Here is a 15,698-nt window from a genome sequence, read left to right as displayed (position 1 = left end):
AACTCCAAAGAACTCTAATAATACTCTAACGAAAAACAAGAATATAAATACAGAATCACTATAGCTTTGTTCGATTTGCTATAGCGATTCTTTTTTATACGGGTACTTTATCGGGGGCTTACATTTAAATATTGTTTGTGAAAATAGTATGCAAGATGTATGTGTCTATATTTCTAATAAGAGTAATGGAAGTATAATCTATGATGAGATGGTTTCTTTCGATAGGTATCCTTTATGCATTGATTTATCAAGTTATGATAAAGGAGATTATGAAATAGAATTTGTTTTATCGGATGAAGTGCTTGTCGGTGATTTTGTTTTGTAATAGAAAAACTCTAAAATTTATTCTTATGAAACGACTATATTATTTCTTATTTTTGTTAGTATGTATAGCATGTTCAGATGCTATAATAGAACAGCATGTTTATACTCAGGATTCTCAAATGGATGTTTTAACTCGAAGTGGTGGAGATAGAAAGTATGATTTACTTGGGTTTGGTTACGATATAACAGGGAAGTATTTTACTAACACATCGGCTAAAGCTCAAGTTATTGATCCAGTAGCTTTAAAGAAAGATTATAATGATAGGGTTGATTATGATTTAATAGCTAGTACTGATGGCAGATTGACAGCTGGAGTTTCTGCGGGTGAATATACAAAGAATTTGAGTGTACATTTAAAACTCTACTCTGATTCAGATTCTATCTCAGCTTTTAAGGGGCATTTGGAATCAAGCTTTAGTAGCGCAGAACACTATTCTGCTAAATATTCTATAGCTGGTTATTCTTTATTTATGAGAATGAAACAATTATATATGACTGCTCCTAATGCTATGTTGTCAAAATACCTCACGAATAAATTTAAAAAAGATTTAGAAACTCAAGATATGGAGTATATTATAAATAATTATGGAACACATGTTTTGACGAATATAACATTAGGTGCTCGTCTAGATATTATGTATCGTAGTTTGGTTGCATCTTCTATGAAAAAAAGGACAGTTGAGTCAGGCTGCTCTTATCATGTTAAAGGGATTTTTGGGATAAATGTGGATGGTCATATTGATGAAACATTGTTGAAAGATAATACGGAGCAAGAACTGGTTTATAGGGCAATAGGAGGTAATCCTAATAAACCTTTTGTTGGGAGTATAAATGCAGACACACAGACTCCAATATCTATAGATATTTCGGTGTGGCAATCAAGTTGTGATACTACCAATATGCAACTAATAGATGCAGAGTCCCAAACTGTTATTCCTATTTATGAGTTAGTAGAGGATTTTGCTAAAAAAGAACAGTTAAAAGCTGCTGTAATGAAATATATAAGAGAAAAAAGTTATATCGATGTCGGGGATCCTATACCCTTATATAGGTATATTTATGAAGGTGAAATTCATACGGTCAATGATCGAGGCGGAGCTACTAGAGATATATTTTGGCCCGTAAAAGACTATTATTACACAACTGATTATAGAGAATATGGACAAGGCAATGGTATATATACTTATGACAAAATATTGTGCTATGTATATTCTGCATCTGAACATCCAACCGGTACGATTCCATTATATGAATACTTATATAAAATAAAACCTACCTCAGATAAGGTTAAATCTTATTATACAACTGATTGGAATGAATTAGGGCAGGGTAATGAATATTATAAATATAGACGGATAGCTTGTTATGTTTATGCACTTGATAGTAAACCTTCTAATAGTATTCCACTTTATAGCTTCTCACGTTATTATGAGAAGGTGCTTAGGCCATATCATTTTTTTATAGACTTGAATGAAGCTAATTATAATAAAAATAATGGTTCTGGAAATAGTTCAAGAAGGGATTCAGGAAGCGATAGAGATTCGGGAAGTAGTCGTTCTTCTGGCAGTTCAGTCAATAATAGTGCTAGAAATAGTCGTTCATCACGTAGACCTGGTACAGGGGGGAGAGATGAGTCTACAATAAAACTATCATTTGCCACTTATTCATCTGGGCCAGACACATGTTGCTACGTATTACCAATCATTCCCCCTAGATGAGATGAATGACTAATATATATATTGAAGAAATTTTGCCCATTGATAGAGATGTCTGAGTTTGAATAAGGGTATAATCTATAATCCCTGGAATGCTGAGTGTCTACAGCGGTTCCAGGGATTTCTTTATTATCTTTTCATTTACTGCCAAAGAAGGTTGTTTCTGTTTCGAATATTGCAATTTTATTAGCGGATATAATTATTCTTTTTGTTTAAAGAAAAAAAACTACTTAATTTCTTGTTATTTAAAATAATTTCATATTTTTGTAATCGTAGTCAGAACCAAACTATGAAATTTTGATGTCCTCTCTACACACAGACTATTTTTATTAACCTTAAAAGAGCAGTATTATGTTTAAACCACTCAAATCAGTAAGTGTGCTGTTGCTCTTGTGTGCCATGCCGGCAGCAATTTCCTATGCAGCCTCTGAGAATGGAGCAACAAGTGTGAATGTCACACAGCAAAACGGTACGTGTAAAGGTGTAGTAAAAGACAAGGCAGGTGAAGCGGTTATTGGAGCTTCAGTTGTAGTCAAAGGTACTACAAATGGTGTAATTACCGACTTGGACGGTAATTTTGTTCTTTCCAATGTTCCTGACGGAGCAACGATTCAAATCTCTTATGTAGGTTATACTCCACAGGAAGTGAAGTTCACGGGTAAACCTTTAGACATTACCTTGCAGGAAGATACGCAGACACTCGATGAAGTTGTTGTGACAGCTTTGGGTATTAAGCGTCAGAAAAGGTCCCTCGGCTATTCTACAACGACAGTAGGAGGAAAAGATTTCACCGAAGCTCGTACAACGAACATTGGTAACGCACTTTCCGGCAAGATTGCCGGTGTTTCTGTTTCCGGAAATGCAACTGGCCCGGGTGGTAGTAGCCGTGTCGTAATTCGTGGTAATGCTTCTTTGACGGGAAACAACCAGCCGCTTTATGTTATCGACGGTGTTCCGTTTGATAATACTAATATCGGTAGTGCAGGTCAATGGGGAGGTAAAGATATGGGCGATGGTTTGTCAAGTATCAATCCGGATGATATTGCAGATATTCAGGTGTTGAAGGGTGCTGCTGCATCCGCTCTTTATGGATATCGTGGTGGTAACGGTGCTATCTTGATTACTACTAAATCCGGTCAGAAAGGAAAACCGGTCTCCGTTGAATTCAACAATAACCTGGCTTTTGATGTGATTTATGATTACCGAGATTTCCAGAATGTCTACGGGCAAGGAACTCAGGGTAACCGTCCGCTTTCTGCAGATGTGGCAAAAGCAACGGAAACATCCAGCTGGGGTGAAGTAATGGATGGAAAAAAAGCAGTAAACTTCTTGGGGAACGAATATGCCTATTCTCCTGTAGATAACTGGAAGAACTTCTATCGTACTGGGATTAACAATACAACAACTTTGGCAGTAAGTGGTGCTTCCGATAAGATATCCTATCGTTTTGGTGTTTCCAATATGGCGGTAAAGGGGATACTTCCCAATTCCAGCATCAGTCAGCAAGGTATCAATATGAATACGACTTATGACATTTCTTCAAAAGTTCATTTAATGGTGAATGCCAACTACGTATTCGACAAGAATAAAGGTCGTTCTAACTTGTCCGATGGTAACAGTAACACGAATGCCGCACTTCTTTATCATGCCAATTCATTTGATATCCGTTGGATGGAACGTGAAAATCCGGATTGTGACTGGGGTACCGGTGCTGACGGCAAAGAGTTGCTAGGCGGTACGAACGGTTATTTCAATAATCCGTATTGGTTGCAGTACAGGGTTACCAATGAAACCAACCGTAATCGTCTGACTGGTGGTATGACTTTGAAGTATGATATTTTTGACTGGTTATACATTCAGGGTGCTGTGACACGTGACGGTTATAATCTGGAATATTCTGAAGTGAAGCCAATCGGTTCCGCTTCTCCGGAAGATCCACGCGGTTATATAAAGGAATACACTCAGAACTTCTCTGAAATGAACCTGAACTATTTGATCGGATTCAATAAGACATTCGGAGACTGGAGTGTCGGTGCTACTTTCGGTGGAAATCGTCAGAGAAATATTACAAAGAAATACGGTCTGGATGATAAGGCCTCTTCATTCTTTGTGCCCGATTTTTATTCAAGCAGCAACACTGCGAAGCATGTGTATAAGAAAGAATATACAGAATACCGGGTAAATTCAATCTATGGTACTGCAGACCTTGGTTATAAGAATCAGGTATTCTTAAACTTAACCGGACGTAATGACTGGTTCTCTACACTGGACCCGGATAATAATCATTATTTCTATCCTTCTATCGGCATGTCATGGGTATTTAGTGATACATTCAAGACTCCCGACTGGTTTACTTTCGGAAAGGTGCGTGCATCTTATGCAGCTGCATCCAACGGAACCAAAGCATATCAGAATCTTCTTACCTATAAAGTGGATAATTACCAATCGAACGGACAGCCTGTAGTAACGATCAATAATTCAACCGTACCTAACAAAGGACTGAAACCGGTTCAGATTTCCGAATGGGAAATTGGTTTGAACCTTTCTTTCTTGGATAATCGCCTGTCATTGGATGCTGCATATTATGTAAAAACAACCAAAGATGATATCGTGCAGGTAACCACCAGTGGTGCTTCCGGTTTTGAATCAGCTATCCAGAATGTCGGAGAAATCAGAAATAATGGTGTGGAAGTAATGGTGAATGCCGTTCCTGTTCATACAAAGGACTTTAACTGGAATTCTACATTCAATATCGCTTATAACAGCAGTGATGTGAAATATCTGGGAATAGACGGAACGGGAGAAAAGATAAAGAGACTTACTCTTGACGGAGCCAATTCACGTGTAGGTAGTGTTTCTGTTCAGAATATCTTGGGACATCCTTATGGTGAATTAGTAGGTTATGAATACAAACGTACTTCGGATGGACAAGTTATTTTTGAAAACGGTCTTCCTGTACACTCAGACGAGGTACAGGTATTAGGAAACGGCGTTTATAAGGTAACCGGTGGATGGCGCAATGAGTTTACTTACAAAAACATAACTCTTTCTTTCCTGATTGACTTCAAGGCAGGAGCTAAGATGTTCTCCGGAACCAATCTGTCTCTTTACAGCAACGGTCTGCACAAGAATACTTTGCAGGGACGTGGTGCTGACGGTAAAGGAACAATGGTGGGCAATGGTGTAATGTCTGATGGTAAAGGGGGCTATGTGAAGAATACCGTAGCCGTTTCTGCACAAGATTACTGGCAGGCTATTACCAGTCAGAATATTGCTGAAGAGTTTGTTTATAATGCGAGTTTTATAAAACTGCGCGAATTGTCAGTCGGATATACTTTGCCGCAGGCATGGTTGAATAAGCAGACACTTATAAAGGGGGTAACCCTTTCTTTAGTCGGTCGTAACCTTTGGACTATATTGAAGCATACGGATAATATTGATCCGGAATCAGCTTATAATAACGGTAATGCTCAAGGTCTGGAATTGAACGGATATCCTGCCACGAGAAATGTGGGATTCAATGTAAATGTTAAGTTCTAACATCTTAAATACTGTAACAATGAAAAAGTTTACTTTATATATATTGACGGCTTTTGGTCTGATGGGATTAGCGACGAGCTGTAATGACTTTGGGGATGTGAATAACGACCCTATGAACCTGAATCCCGGAGTGGTGGATTATAAAATGGAATTTACTCAGGTTGAAGCACAGATATGTGGCTCCGACTGGGACGTGTGGCGTAATGGCTGTATCTACACAGCCAACATGATACAGCATACGGCTAGTGTAGATTGGGCGTATGGAGTTTTCTATACATGGAACGATCAGTATAGTGGTGCTTATTGGGGAGGATTCTATTCCGGTGGGCGTGCAGCTATTCGCAATATTATAGATGTGATGAATAATTGGGAAGGAAATCCCGCTTATGCGAATGAATATCAGATGTGCCGCATTCTGAAAGCATATATGTTCCAGAATATGACTGACCTTTATGGAGACGTTCCTTATTCTGAAGCAGGGCAGGGGTATTCTACCAATCCGATTCCGTATCCTAAATATGATACACAAGAAGCAATCTATAATGACCTGCTGAAAGAACTCGATGAAGCACAAGCTGCATTAAGCACTTCTGCCGGTAATACGATAGGGGCTGCCGACGTTATCTATAACGGTGATGCTGCGAAATGGAAGAAATTTGCAAACTCACTGATGCTCCGGGTAGCCATGCGCCTGACCAAAGTAGCTCCTGATAAAGCGAAAACATGGGTAGCTAAAGCGGTTTCGAATGGCTTGTTCGTAAGCAACGATGATAATGCGATCGTCAGACATACCAATGGTTCACCAAGCGATGACTCTGCCGAACCTTACGGAAAAGTATTTTCCAGTCTGGATACTCAGGCGTTCTATATCAGCGAAACATTTATAAACATCCTTCAGGACGATCCTCGTCTGCCTCTGATTGCTACAGTTTGTACCAGAGATCCTAAACCGGGATGGGGAGATGCTGATTTTGATTTAGGTGACAACGCGGCTGCTAAGCAGAAAGGTATGCCAGTTGGTTATGATGTGTCAGGAGGAGACTGGGATTTGAGTAAAGCTCCAAGCTATCAGGTTGATTGGAGAAAAGCATATTCTGTTCCTAACCGTACAGTTTATGCACGCCCGGATTCACCCTCTATGCTTGTCACTCATGCCGGTAACTTGTTATTATTGGCTGATGCAGTGAAACGTGGACTCTATACAGGAGATGCAGAAAAATTTTATAGAGATGGAGTAACTGCTGCCATGAAACAATTCTCCTATTATGAAAAAGCCTCAGCTACGATTACAGATGATGCGATAACTGCCTATCTGAATGCTAATCCATTGGATGCTGATACGGAAAAAGCGCTGGAACAGATTAATACGGAATATTATATTCATACGTTCTGTAATGAGTATGAAGCTTTTGCAAATTGGCGTCGTACCGGATATCCTAAATTAACCCCGTCTCGAAATGCAGCCAGCTATCCTAACAATGTGACAAATGGAGAGATTCCTCGTCGTTTCATTTATCCGGCAAGCGAGATAACGGCTAATCCTGTTAATTACAACGATGCAGTAAAGAGACTCAGCGACGGTGATAAGATGACATCACGTGTATGGTGGGATAAAAAATAATACGCTATAAATAAGTCGGTCGGTTCCTAGGAGCTGATGACCGGCCTTATATAGTTTTTAGGTATAAATAAAAAACGGGATTCATCATGAATCCCGTTCTTTTATTTATATAATCTGCAAGATTGCCTTTAAGTGCAATCTTCTTATCTGTACAATGGAACATTGCCATCAATAATACCTCCGAATCTTTTTGATAATCTGACAGAAAGTGTGCTTCCGGCTTTTAAATCAAGATCTTCCACTGCACTGATCTTCTGAGTGACTCCTCCGACAGTGATCGTTCCTATTTCCTCTCCAGCATTGATCTTTTGCGGGAGAACATTGGTAGTAACGCCTTCGGATACTTTCTTTACTTCGATATTCTCTGACAGCGCATTTTCGTTGATTTCTATGGTACCGTTCAATAAATCCTGCGTACCTTCGTTTTTCAGGCTGAGCTCAACTTTAGCTTCGCCTTCATACGGACGATCGTTCTCATCAAGTATAATAACCGGCACGGTCATTCGTTTGAATTTCAGTGATACATTCTGGCTGCCCGGAGCTGCTTCCGCTGTTCCGAACAAGTGCTCCTGACCTCCTTTTAAATAGCGTTTGTTACCGCCTGATCTGGTAGCGGCTTCGTCTGTCAATGCCGGATAGTGGGCGTAGAAGGTTACTGTGCCTGTGGCAGTTCCTATTTCGTTCCATGCGCGGCTGTCTTTGCCAACAATAAACGGAGTATAGTCCTGACCGGAGGCAGCCATGGAGATAACTTCTCCTGTAGTGATGCTATTTCTGGCAGGGAACAGATCATTGCTGGTACGGGTGAGCGGGTCAGAGAGAGCGTCGTCGATAGAGATAGAGAAGTTGGTTGCTTCTTTACTTGTTTCTTGCAGTTCATCCTGTTGCTGACAACTGAACAAACATCCTGCGGCTAGAAGAATCAAAAAGTTTTTTCTTTTCATTTTACTAAGTATTAGTGAGTTTAAGTGAGATTAGATGCTAATATTCTACTTTGTCTTCTTTGGACATCCAGGCTTCAAAGGCTGTAATGGCTTCGTTGTGCAATAATACTTCCGAGGGAAGTTTTCTGTCGGCAGGTTTTAGAGCCAGCTCATCGTAAATAAAGGAATCGTCAAAACCGATGTTTTTGGCATCTGTCTTGTTGTTCCCATAATACATTTTGTCCAGTCGTGCCCAATAGATGGCACCCAGACACATCGGGCAAGGTTCGCATGAAGTATAGATTTCGTATCCGCTGAGGTTGAATGTTCCCAGTTTCGCGGCTGCGGCACGTATGGCACTAACTTCGGCATGAGCAGTGGGATCACATGAAGAGGTTACTCTGTTGACTCCTGTAGCTATAATTTCTCCTTCTTTTGTTGCAATGACAGCTCCGAACGGGCCTCCACCATTAGCAACATTTTCCTTCGAAAGCTCTATTGCTTTCCTCATTAGTTCTTCTTTGGTCATAGTTATAAAAAATAAATATCGTTAGTTTTGCTTTTATTGCTACCTTTCGCAAATATAAAGAAAACTAACGATAGAATATAGTGATTAAATTATTTTAAGAAACAAACGAGGGAGCTTTATCTTAGAGCTTCCCTAATATTTTGTCCATTACCCAGTTAGTCAAGGTAGCACTTTCTCCGTCGCATGAGCAGACTGACTTACCGAGCAGATGATCTACTACTGCCTGAATAAGAGGTTGTTGAACATGCTCAGGGTTACCGATACAGATTTCCTCCCGGCCGCGTTCGGTGTGCAGACCAATCGGCTCGTACGTAAAGACAGAGAAGCAGATCATACCTTTATCTCCGATAATTTCGATGCGGTCTTCGCGGGCGGAATCATGGGCAACAAAGCACCATGAACCACTGCCGACCAATCCGTTGTCGAACTGGAAGCAGGCGCTCAGCGTATCTTCGGCAGGATAAAGCCCTCCACGATTGCTCTTATATCCGCTGGCTTCGAGGATGCAGCCGAACATATCTTGCAGCAAGTCGATCTGATGCGGGGCGAGGTCATAGAAGTAACCGCCACCGGCAATATCAGCCTGTACACGCCAAGGAAGATTTTCACGGTTGTAATCCAAATCACGTGGCGGCTGTGCAAAGCGGACTTGTACGTTGATGACATTACCGATAGAACCGTTCTCTACCATTTCTTTCACTTTCTGAAAGTAGGGGAGATAGCGGCGGTAATATGCGACGAAACAGGGAACATCCGTTTCCTTAGAAATACGGTTGATACGTGTACACTCCTCATAAGTGACAGCCATTGGTTTTTCAATATAGGCAGGCTTGCCTGCTTTCATAGCCATAATGGCGTATGTAGCGTGTGAAGAAGGAGGAGTGGCGATATAAATGGCATTTACTTCCGGATCGTCTATCAGTTCCTGAGCGTCATCATACCATTTTCTGATTCCTCTTTCTTTTGCATAAGCCTTTGCTTTGGCGCCGTCGCGGCTCATTACAGCTACTACTTCAGAATGTTCTACCTTTTGAAAGGCGGGGCCACTTTTGGTTTTGGTTACTTCTCCGCAGCCGATGAAGCCCCATTTAATCATCTTTTCACTCATAATATACCTATTGTGCTTGTTTTAACAACTCCCAAAGATAAAGCTATTTTTTATTAAGAACAACTTTATTGATTGTTAACTGTCAGAAATAGGCAAGGGTCTGAGTATTTACTTTACCAGTACCAGCATACACCGAAAGAGAACGGATAAAGTTCGGGACCTTTGTTCTTCTCAAAGAGGCCGTAGGTGGAGTAACGCATATACACTCCTAAATCTGCATAACCGGCTTGTGCAAGTAAGTTGATACCTAGCGGGCGCCCGTTCAGTCCCTTGTCAATCGTCTTCTTCGATCCATTGACTTTGGCTTTGGATCTGAATCCGTGACGTATTTCGGCTTCGGGACCTACAGCAAAAAACAAAGGACCTTTGCCGTTGATCCGTGTTTGCCATTCGATGGAGAGCGGAATGCGGAAGTAGAAATAGCGCAGACGGCTTTTGCTGTACTCTGTAGGTTCTTCTGCCTCCATGCCGGAGTAAATTTCAGTCACTCCGTCTATTTCACGAAAAGCATAATTGCCGTCCAGGCGCATACTGCGGTATCCCCATCCTAGTCCGATGGTGATCCCCCAGTTATAGGTAGGTGCAAAGGCGTGCGAACCGGTAAACAGATTGCCGCCTATCTCCCATGAATGACTGGTGTTGAGGTCGGCACCGTTCGACGGATTGAATGAGAGGAAGTCATTGGACAGTCGGGTGTAGCCGATGTAGAATCCGCCGGCATGTGGCTCGAACCTGTTTCTCTTGTTGTTTTTCTTCGAGAAGGGGAGAGCGCTCAGCACGGTACGGCTTTCCGTACTCTGCCCGTTCAGGTAGACTCCTTCGAAGATTTGCGCGTTTGTTATCGTATCTCCGCCGGATGCGCTTTCGTAGAGTTTCACTTTAATCTTGTCGCCTTGTTCCTTGATTACGATCTTTCGTCCGTTGACGTAAAGTGTTGTATCCTGCGGTGTACTTTCATTTTGTGCCATGCCGCTCATTGGAGCTATCATGAGCCATAGTAATAATAGTTTTTTCATATTCGTATTTCTTTATCTGTTTTTTATTCTTTCTTCATGAATAACATGGTGATCAGGTCGTCGGCATCTAGTTCTCCTTCAATATAGATAAGGGTAGCCGAATCTTTCTTTCCGGTTTTGAAGAGGATAAAGCGGTTCACATCTTCCTTAAGCTGGGGAAGTTGGTAATAGCCGGACTTGATTTGCCCGTTGGAAACCACTTCTTTCACCTTCTTTGCTTTCTTCTTGTCGGCTTCCAGGCAACGGAGAATCGTAGGTAGTGCATCGCTGGCATCCTTGAAAACAAGACTTTTATAAAGAGTCATCTGGTAAGTTTCCAGCATTTCATTGGATAGCTCTACCATAGTTACCCCTTTTTGCTTTCCGTACTTCTGGAAGACGGTGGCAATCTGTAGTCCCTGTTGGGCGGCCGCATGGGCGGCGAATGTAAGTAACAGGGTGATTAGTGTGGTACGAATGATTTTATTCATCATAATTATATGCTGTTTTTATATTATTCATCAAATAAAGTAGCGAATACTTCCTCCTCGCTGAGGCTGACGTCACGAAAGGCGACCATCGCCTGTTCACGGATTAAATGAACGTCCGTATATTCCTTACCGTCAATGATCACATAGTTGGCCGGTGCAGGGGATAGATGACGGTAGATACCGGAGATGCCCACCAGTAGCAGGATGGCGGCAGCGGCAGCACTGAGACTGTAAGTCAGATACTGTCTGACCGTTTTTGTCTTTTTCTCGAATGGGGCGAGTTCCGGCATCTCGGCGGCATTACCTTTACCGGAGATTTCCGCAAGTTCCTTCTGTTCCGCTTCGAAGAAAGCGAACATCGGGCGATATACCTCCAGATGTTCCGGTACGAGCCCTTCGGCAAAGAAACGTCGTAGTCTGCGTTCTTCTTCGCAAGTGGTTTCTCCTTCGAAATATTTGTTTAGCAAGGTTTCTATATCTTTCATGCTTTGTTCCTCCTTTTTCGTTCTTGTATCGTTTGCAAATAGACTTCCCTTACTTTCTTGCGGGCCCTCGACAGATTACTGCGGATGGCTTCTGCGTTGCAGCCGGTGATTTCGGCAATCTCTTCCGTCTCGTACTCTTCGATGTCTTTCATGCGGATAATCGTTCGTTGCAGCGTAGGCAGGGAGTCGATAATTTCCCGCATCAATCTGAACTCATCTTTCTCTTCCAGCAGTCGCTCCGGAGTAGCCGAAGGGGTGGGAGCCTGTACACGGTCGAGTGATAGAGTGTCCGGTCGTTTGGCACGCCACATATCCATGCAGAGATGATGCGTCATGGTCATGGCTACGGCTTCGATACTTCTGTACTCGTCTAGCTTCTGGCGCAGATTCCACAGCTTCAGCATGACTTCCTGTACGGCATCTTCCGCATCCGAAGGATCATCTGTCATCCTTCGGGCGTAGTTCAGCAGCTTGTCTCGAAGGGGTACAACGGTTATTTTAAATTGTTTCAGTTCCATTTACACTGATAAGACGGTGGCGGATTAAAAACGTGACATCGAAAAGGAAATTTTTTTCAAAAGTAGAGCAAATTTTTGTCAAGAGCAACTTTATTGATTGTTAACTCTTGGGAGCTGTCCGGAAACAGAGCTTCTGTTTTGGGAGAACAAAGCATCGGTTTATGGATAACAAAGCATCTGATTAATCATAACAAAGCATCTAATTAGTCATAAGATACTATGTTAAGTATGGTAACAAACGAGGTAAAACGGACTAAGCTCGGGGGTAAAATGAGCAAAAAGCTGGGAAAAAGGCTGATTTTCATTCATTGTAACAAAAAGAAAGGAGGGAACTGTGATTCCCTCCTTTACGTGTAGTTTAACTGAAACTACTTTATGATTACGTTGACAAAGATACGACATTCAAATGCGAAAGTCAAGTCTTCGGCGTATTATTTTTTATCTATTTATCACCATAGTATTTCCGGTAAATCTTTTGATACTCTTTTTCTTTTTGGAATTTATCCAGCCATGTATTCAAACTATCGAGCAATGCGGGTGATTGCTTGCTGACTGCCCATGAGTAGAATTGAGTAAAACTGATTGCGGTATTGATATCTACCTGAGGCAATGAATCTGCCACTGCACGGGCAATGCTTTCATCACAGACGGCATAATCGATATCTCCATGAGCAACTAACGAAATCAACTGCTCTGAACCGTATTTCTCTATTTCCTTTATATAAATAGTATCTCCGATTTCATTTCCCAGATTCTGAATACGTAGAATAGAAGGCGAGCCTTTTACCACATGAAGTGTCTTTTGGGCAAGGTCCAATTGGTTTCGGATATAAAGTGAATCATTCTCCCCGTTCGCTTTTCGTTGCACCAGCACCTGCTTGTTGAGTATGATGGGGGAGGTGAGAAGCAGAGAATCTTTCAGTTCGCTGGTTGCCAGTATTCCGTATGCTATGACATCGTAGCGTCCGTCGCTTAATCCTCTCAGCCGTTCGTCGAAGCTCATGACAGGAGTGATTTCAGTTTTCAGCCCCTTGTCACGTGCGAACGCTTCTATCAGTTCATAATGGAATCCGGAGACAGTGTCACTGTCTACATAAAAACTGATTGAATTATATTCGGTGGCTACATGCAGGATGCCTTCTTTGGCGATGGCTGCGTAATCACGCGGATGCCCCAGAGGTTTTTCTTGTTTACCGCAATAGCGGACAGAGAAGATAAGTGCCAATACAATGACTACCGGCAACAGATATCTGAATAGTCTCAATTTCGGGCGCGTTTTCATAAGCCATAGAGGTTTTGTTAATCATAGAAGTTCCATGAAAGTCCGAATTTCAGCACACGTGGGTTAATGGGGTAATGAGGTGCCAGGAAGTAATTAGGTTTGCTCATTCCCTGATTGACGTGATACATCATCACATAGAAACGGGTACGTTTCAAATGTAAGTTAGCATAAACATTCACTATCGGATAACCGCCTATCTCTACTTTACCTTCTTCCGGTTGCAGGTAGAACTGCTGTGTAGCAGGCATATAGGCCGGAGCATCATATTTAGTGAAGTAACGTACATCAGCACCTAATTGTACACTCAATACTTTTTTCGCCAGTTTGAACTGCATATAGAAGTTATGATACAGCGAAAGTTCCGGCAATGGAAGTACAGCCTGATCACTGGATTTCTGCCAGATCACTTCATTGTCCAGATGGAAGATTCCCACTTTGAAATCCTGATTGAAGCAAGCTGATACTACTTGCAAGCTACCACCTTTTTGTTCCGGTAATGCCTGCTGGTTGAAATAAGTATAGTTCTTTATATTTTCAACGCCGGCTCTTAAGCGGGTCCCCCAATTAGCTATGCTCAGCTCGCCTTCGATACGGGTGCGGAATTCCTTATCCATATCATCATCCCACCAAAAATGTTTGGAGTGGTAATGACGCATGTAGAATGGAGCAAGTTTATTACTGATTTCTCCGCGTGCAATCACACTGACGGTATCTTTCCATAAAGGGATGTTTAAGTCGATATCTCCTTTGACATCAAACTGTCCGATAGCCTTTCCTGCCATTCCCACTTCACCGATTGCGTGATAATGAAGAAAGTTTCCCTGTTTTTTAGTCAGTTCGCCACCGATATAGATTTCTGTCTCATTGTATTTATCCTGCTTTAGCGGGTCTAGGCTCATTAATGAATATTTGCTCAGCTTATGTGAGGCAAAGGCTGTCAACCCTGCTTTTGCATATTTGTTGAAGCCTTCGAGCAAAGCAATACCTATGGTATTCTTGACTCCGATATAGACAGTACTGTCTCTGACGAATGTATTCTCTTTATCAAGGAGAGTTTGCTTGTAATAGTTTTCTACATTATCATCCGAACGGAAATTATGGCGCGAACGTTCTACCTGAATGGTATGTATAAAGCTGGTGACCGGAACAAATTCCTGTTTGGCAGGCATCGTATCATTTTCTGCCTGTGGAATATCCCGGTGGAATCCCAGATTATAGCGTTGTGTCAGAAAGACATAGAAGTCATGGTTACGGTTGGCACTGGCATTGAGTACGGTAGGGATATTGACAGATTCATATTCTTTTCTTCCTTCTGCCATTTCTTCCGGTGCGGTAATGTATCGGTCGTCAGTGATACCACCGTTCTCATTCGTTTTCAGATAGTTGTTGCTATAGATTCCCTGCACCTGATAGCGGTCGCCAATGTAACTACCGAAAAGCGCGGCATTAAAATAAGAAGTATTTTGATTATTATAGTAGCCTCGGCCATACAGATAATCAATATTAAAGCCGAAAGCCAGCTTCTTGTTTACATTGACTGAAAAATAAGATTTGAAACGTTCTTCTCCATTTTGCTTATTTCCGGCCTTGTGATAGGTCAGGTTAGTATAAGGAACATTACTATTCGTAAAGTTAAATTCCGTCGGGCGAATGAAAAAGCTGGAGAAAGGCTCCATAAAGATGGTTGGCTCCGGATAACGACGCTCAAAGAAGATACGCGACAGACGCGGTGAACCTAGGTTGGCCAGATAATTATAATGTCCGGTGATTCCTTCTGTAAGATTTGTATTCTGAAAGTGATGATAAGTTGTATCTGCCGGAATCATTGTCCGGTCGCCCAATTGATTTTTAATGCGCCACATGTAGAGTGTAGGTGGCAATCCCTGTACTTCAACATTGGCACTATCCAGTTTGTCCGGAATCATGGCAGGGTCTACCTGATTACCATATTGGTCGCGTCCGTTCTCGTCGATTTGTTGGCGGGCAGGGTTGAGCTGTGCATGGATAGCACTCAGTCCTACAACGGAGAATAATATATATAATAGTAAGATTCGTCTCATAATTGGAGGCAAAGATACTTACTTAAATTGAGAATTGAGAATTGAGAATTGAAAATTATGTTGCATCGCGCTATTATCTAGCAAATAATTCTCAATTCTCAATTTTA

The 15,698-nt window shown here is 41.7% G+C and carries 13 protein-coding genes; 4 read left to right on the top strand and 9 right to left on the bottom strand.

Translation table 11 applies throughout. The annotated features are described in order from the left end of the window. Positions 1 to 73 precede the first annotated feature (73 nt). From NBH01_RS26735 to NBH01_RS22480, 4 genes are all read left to right on the top strand, one after another. Entirely contained in the window at positions 74 to 325 is a 252-nt protein-coding gene (locus NBH01_RS26735; protein ID WP_352230659.1) for a DUF3244 domain-containing protein, read from the top strand. 25 nt (positions 326 to 350) lie between these two features. Beyond that, positions 351 to 2,042 carry an MAC/perforin domain-containing protein gene (locus NBH01_RS22490; RefSeq protein ID WP_055229362.1) on the top strand — a complete coding sequence of 564 codons (1,692 nt, stop codon included), beginning with the start codon at positions 351 to 353 and terminating at the stop codon, positions 2,040 to 2,042. 348 nt (positions 2,043 to 2,390) lie between these two features. Further along, entirely contained in the window at positions 2,391 to 5,579 is a 3,189-nt protein-coding gene (locus NBH01_RS22485; protein ID WP_055229361.1) for a SusC/RagA family TonB-linked outer membrane protein, read from the top strand. A 19-nt stretch (positions 5,580 to 5,598) separates the two neighbouring features. After that, on the top strand, positions 5,599 to 7,200 hold the full coding sequence (locus tag NBH01_RS22480) for a SusD/RagB family nutrient-binding outer membrane lipoprotein (protein WP_143920258.1): 1,602 nt from the start codon (positions 5,599 to 5,601) through the stop codon (positions 7,198 to 7,200). A gap of 143 nt (positions 7,201 to 7,343) precedes the next feature. On the opposite strand, the gene NBH01_RS22475 is transcribed toward NBH01_RS22480, so the two are convergent. The 9 genes from NBH01_RS22475 to NBH01_RS22435 form a co-directional block, all read right to left on the bottom strand. Continuing rightward, the gene (locus NBH01_RS22475) at positions 7,344 to 8,144 is read right to left on the bottom strand and encodes a fimbrillin family protein (protein WP_143919922.1); all 801 of its coding nucleotides are present in this window, start codon (positions 8,142 to 8,144) and stop codon (positions 7,344 to 7,346) included. 37 nt (positions 8,145 to 8,181) lie between these two features. Next, a complete protein-coding gene (locus NBH01_RS22470; protein WP_008760614.1) occupies positions 8,182 to 8,652 on the bottom strand; it encodes a nucleoside deaminase in 471 nt (156 codons plus the stop codon). Between the two features lie 121 nt (positions 8,653 to 8,773). Then, positions 8,774 to 9,760 carry a Gfo/Idh/MocA family protein gene (locus NBH01_RS22465; protein WP_250700315.1) on the bottom strand — a complete coding sequence of 329 codons (987 nt, stop codon included), beginning with the start codon at positions 9,758 to 9,760 and terminating at the stop codon, positions 8,774 to 8,776. Between the two features lie 113 nt (positions 9,761 to 9,873). Next, positions 9,874 to 10,776 (bottom strand): hypothetical protein, encoded by a 903-nt coding sequence (locus tag NBH01_RS22460; protein WP_143919921.1) that lies wholly within the window; start codon positions 10,774 to 10,776, stop codon positions 9,874 to 9,876. Between the two features lie 23 nt (positions 10,777 to 10,799). Then, entirely contained in the window at positions 10,800 to 11,246 is a 447-nt protein-coding gene (locus tag NBH01_RS22455; RefSeq protein ID WP_032813845.1) for a DUF6108 family protein, read from the bottom strand. A 23-nt stretch (positions 11,247 to 11,269) separates the two neighbouring features. Beyond that, positions 11,270 to 11,731, bottom strand: coding sequence for a PG0215 family putative anti-sigma factor (locus NBH01_RS22450; RefSeq protein WP_008760618.1), 462 nt, complete (start codon positions 11,729 to 11,731; stop codon positions 11,270 to 11,272). Then, the gene (locus NBH01_RS22445) at positions 11,728 to 12,249 is read right to left on the bottom strand and encodes a GFO_1088 family ECF-type sigma factor (protein ID WP_008760619.1); all 522 of its coding nucleotides are present in this window, start codon (positions 12,247 to 12,249) and stop codon (positions 11,728 to 11,730) included. The genes NBH01_RS22450 and NBH01_RS22445 overlap by 4 nt, the downstream gene beginning before the upstream one ends. Before the next feature lie 442 nt (positions 12,250 to 12,691). Beyond that, positions 12,692 to 13,531 carry a transporter substrate-binding domain-containing protein gene (locus NBH01_RS22440; RefSeq protein ID WP_008766141.1) on the bottom strand — a complete coding sequence of 280 codons (840 nt, stop codon included), beginning with the start codon at positions 13,529 to 13,531 and terminating at the stop codon, positions 12,692 to 12,694. A 17-nt stretch (positions 13,532 to 13,548) separates the two neighbouring features. Then, positions 13,549 to 15,591, bottom strand: a complete 2,043-nt coding sequence (locus NBH01_RS22435; protein ID WP_008760621.1) for a putative porin — start codon at positions 15,589 to 15,591, stop codon at positions 13,549 to 13,551. Positions 15,592 to 15,698: the final 107 nt, after the last annotated feature.

It is taken from the genome of Bacteroides sp. B1-V-101 (genome assembly GCF_023656585.1).
GTDB lineage: Bacteria > Bacteroidota > Bacteroidia > Bacteroidales > Bacteroidaceae > Bacteroides > Bacteroides thetaiotaomicron.
The sequence above is the reverse complement of the archived record's forward strand: the minus strand, read 5'-3'. Positions and strand labels throughout refer to the sequence as shown.

Coding starts and splice junctions, on each gene's coding strand:
- NBH01_RS22490 (WP_055229362.1), top strand. CDS start 351: ATGAAACGACTATATTATTTCTTATTTTTGTTAGTATGTATAGCATGT.
- NBH01_RS22485 (WP_055229361.1), top strand. CDS start 2,391: ATGTTTAAACCACTCAAATCAGTAAGTGTGCTGTTGCTCTTGTGTGCC.
- NBH01_RS22480 (WP_143920258.1), top strand. CDS start 5,599: ATGAAAAAGTTTACTTTATATATATTGACGGCTTTTGGTCTGATGGGA.
- NBH01_RS22475 (WP_143919922.1), bottom strand. CDS start 8,144: ATGAAAAGAAAAAACTTTTTGATTCTTCTAGCCGCAGGATGTTTGTTC.
- NBH01_RS22470 (WP_008760614.1), bottom strand. CDS start 8,652: ATGACCAAAGAAGAACTAATGAGGAAAGCAATAGAGCTTTCGAAGGAA.
- NBH01_RS22465 (WP_250700315.1), bottom strand. CDS start 9,760: ATGAGTGAAAAGATGATTAAATGGGGCTTCATCGGCTGCGGAGAAGTA.
- NBH01_RS22460 (WP_143919921.1), bottom strand. CDS start 10,776: ATGAAAAAACTATTATTACTATGGCTCATGATAGCTCCAATGAGCGGC.
- NBH01_RS22455 (WP_032813845.1), bottom strand. CDS start 11,246: ATGAATAAAATCATTCGTACCACACTAATCACCCTGTTACTTACATTC.
- NBH01_RS22450 (WP_008760618.1), bottom strand. CDS start 11,731: ATGAAAGATATAGAAACCTTGCTAAACAAATATTTCGAAGGAGAAACC.
- NBH01_RS22445 (WP_008760619.1), bottom strand. CDS start 12,249: ATGGAACTGAAACAATTTAAAATAACCGTTGTACCCCTTCGAGACAAG.
- NBH01_RS22440 (WP_008766141.1), bottom strand. CDS start 13,531: ATGAAAACGCGCCCGAAATTGAGACTATTCAGATATCTGTTGCCGGTA.
- NBH01_RS22435 (WP_008760621.1), bottom strand. CDS start 15,591: ATGAGACGAATCTTACTATTATATATATTATTCTCCGTTGTAGGACTG.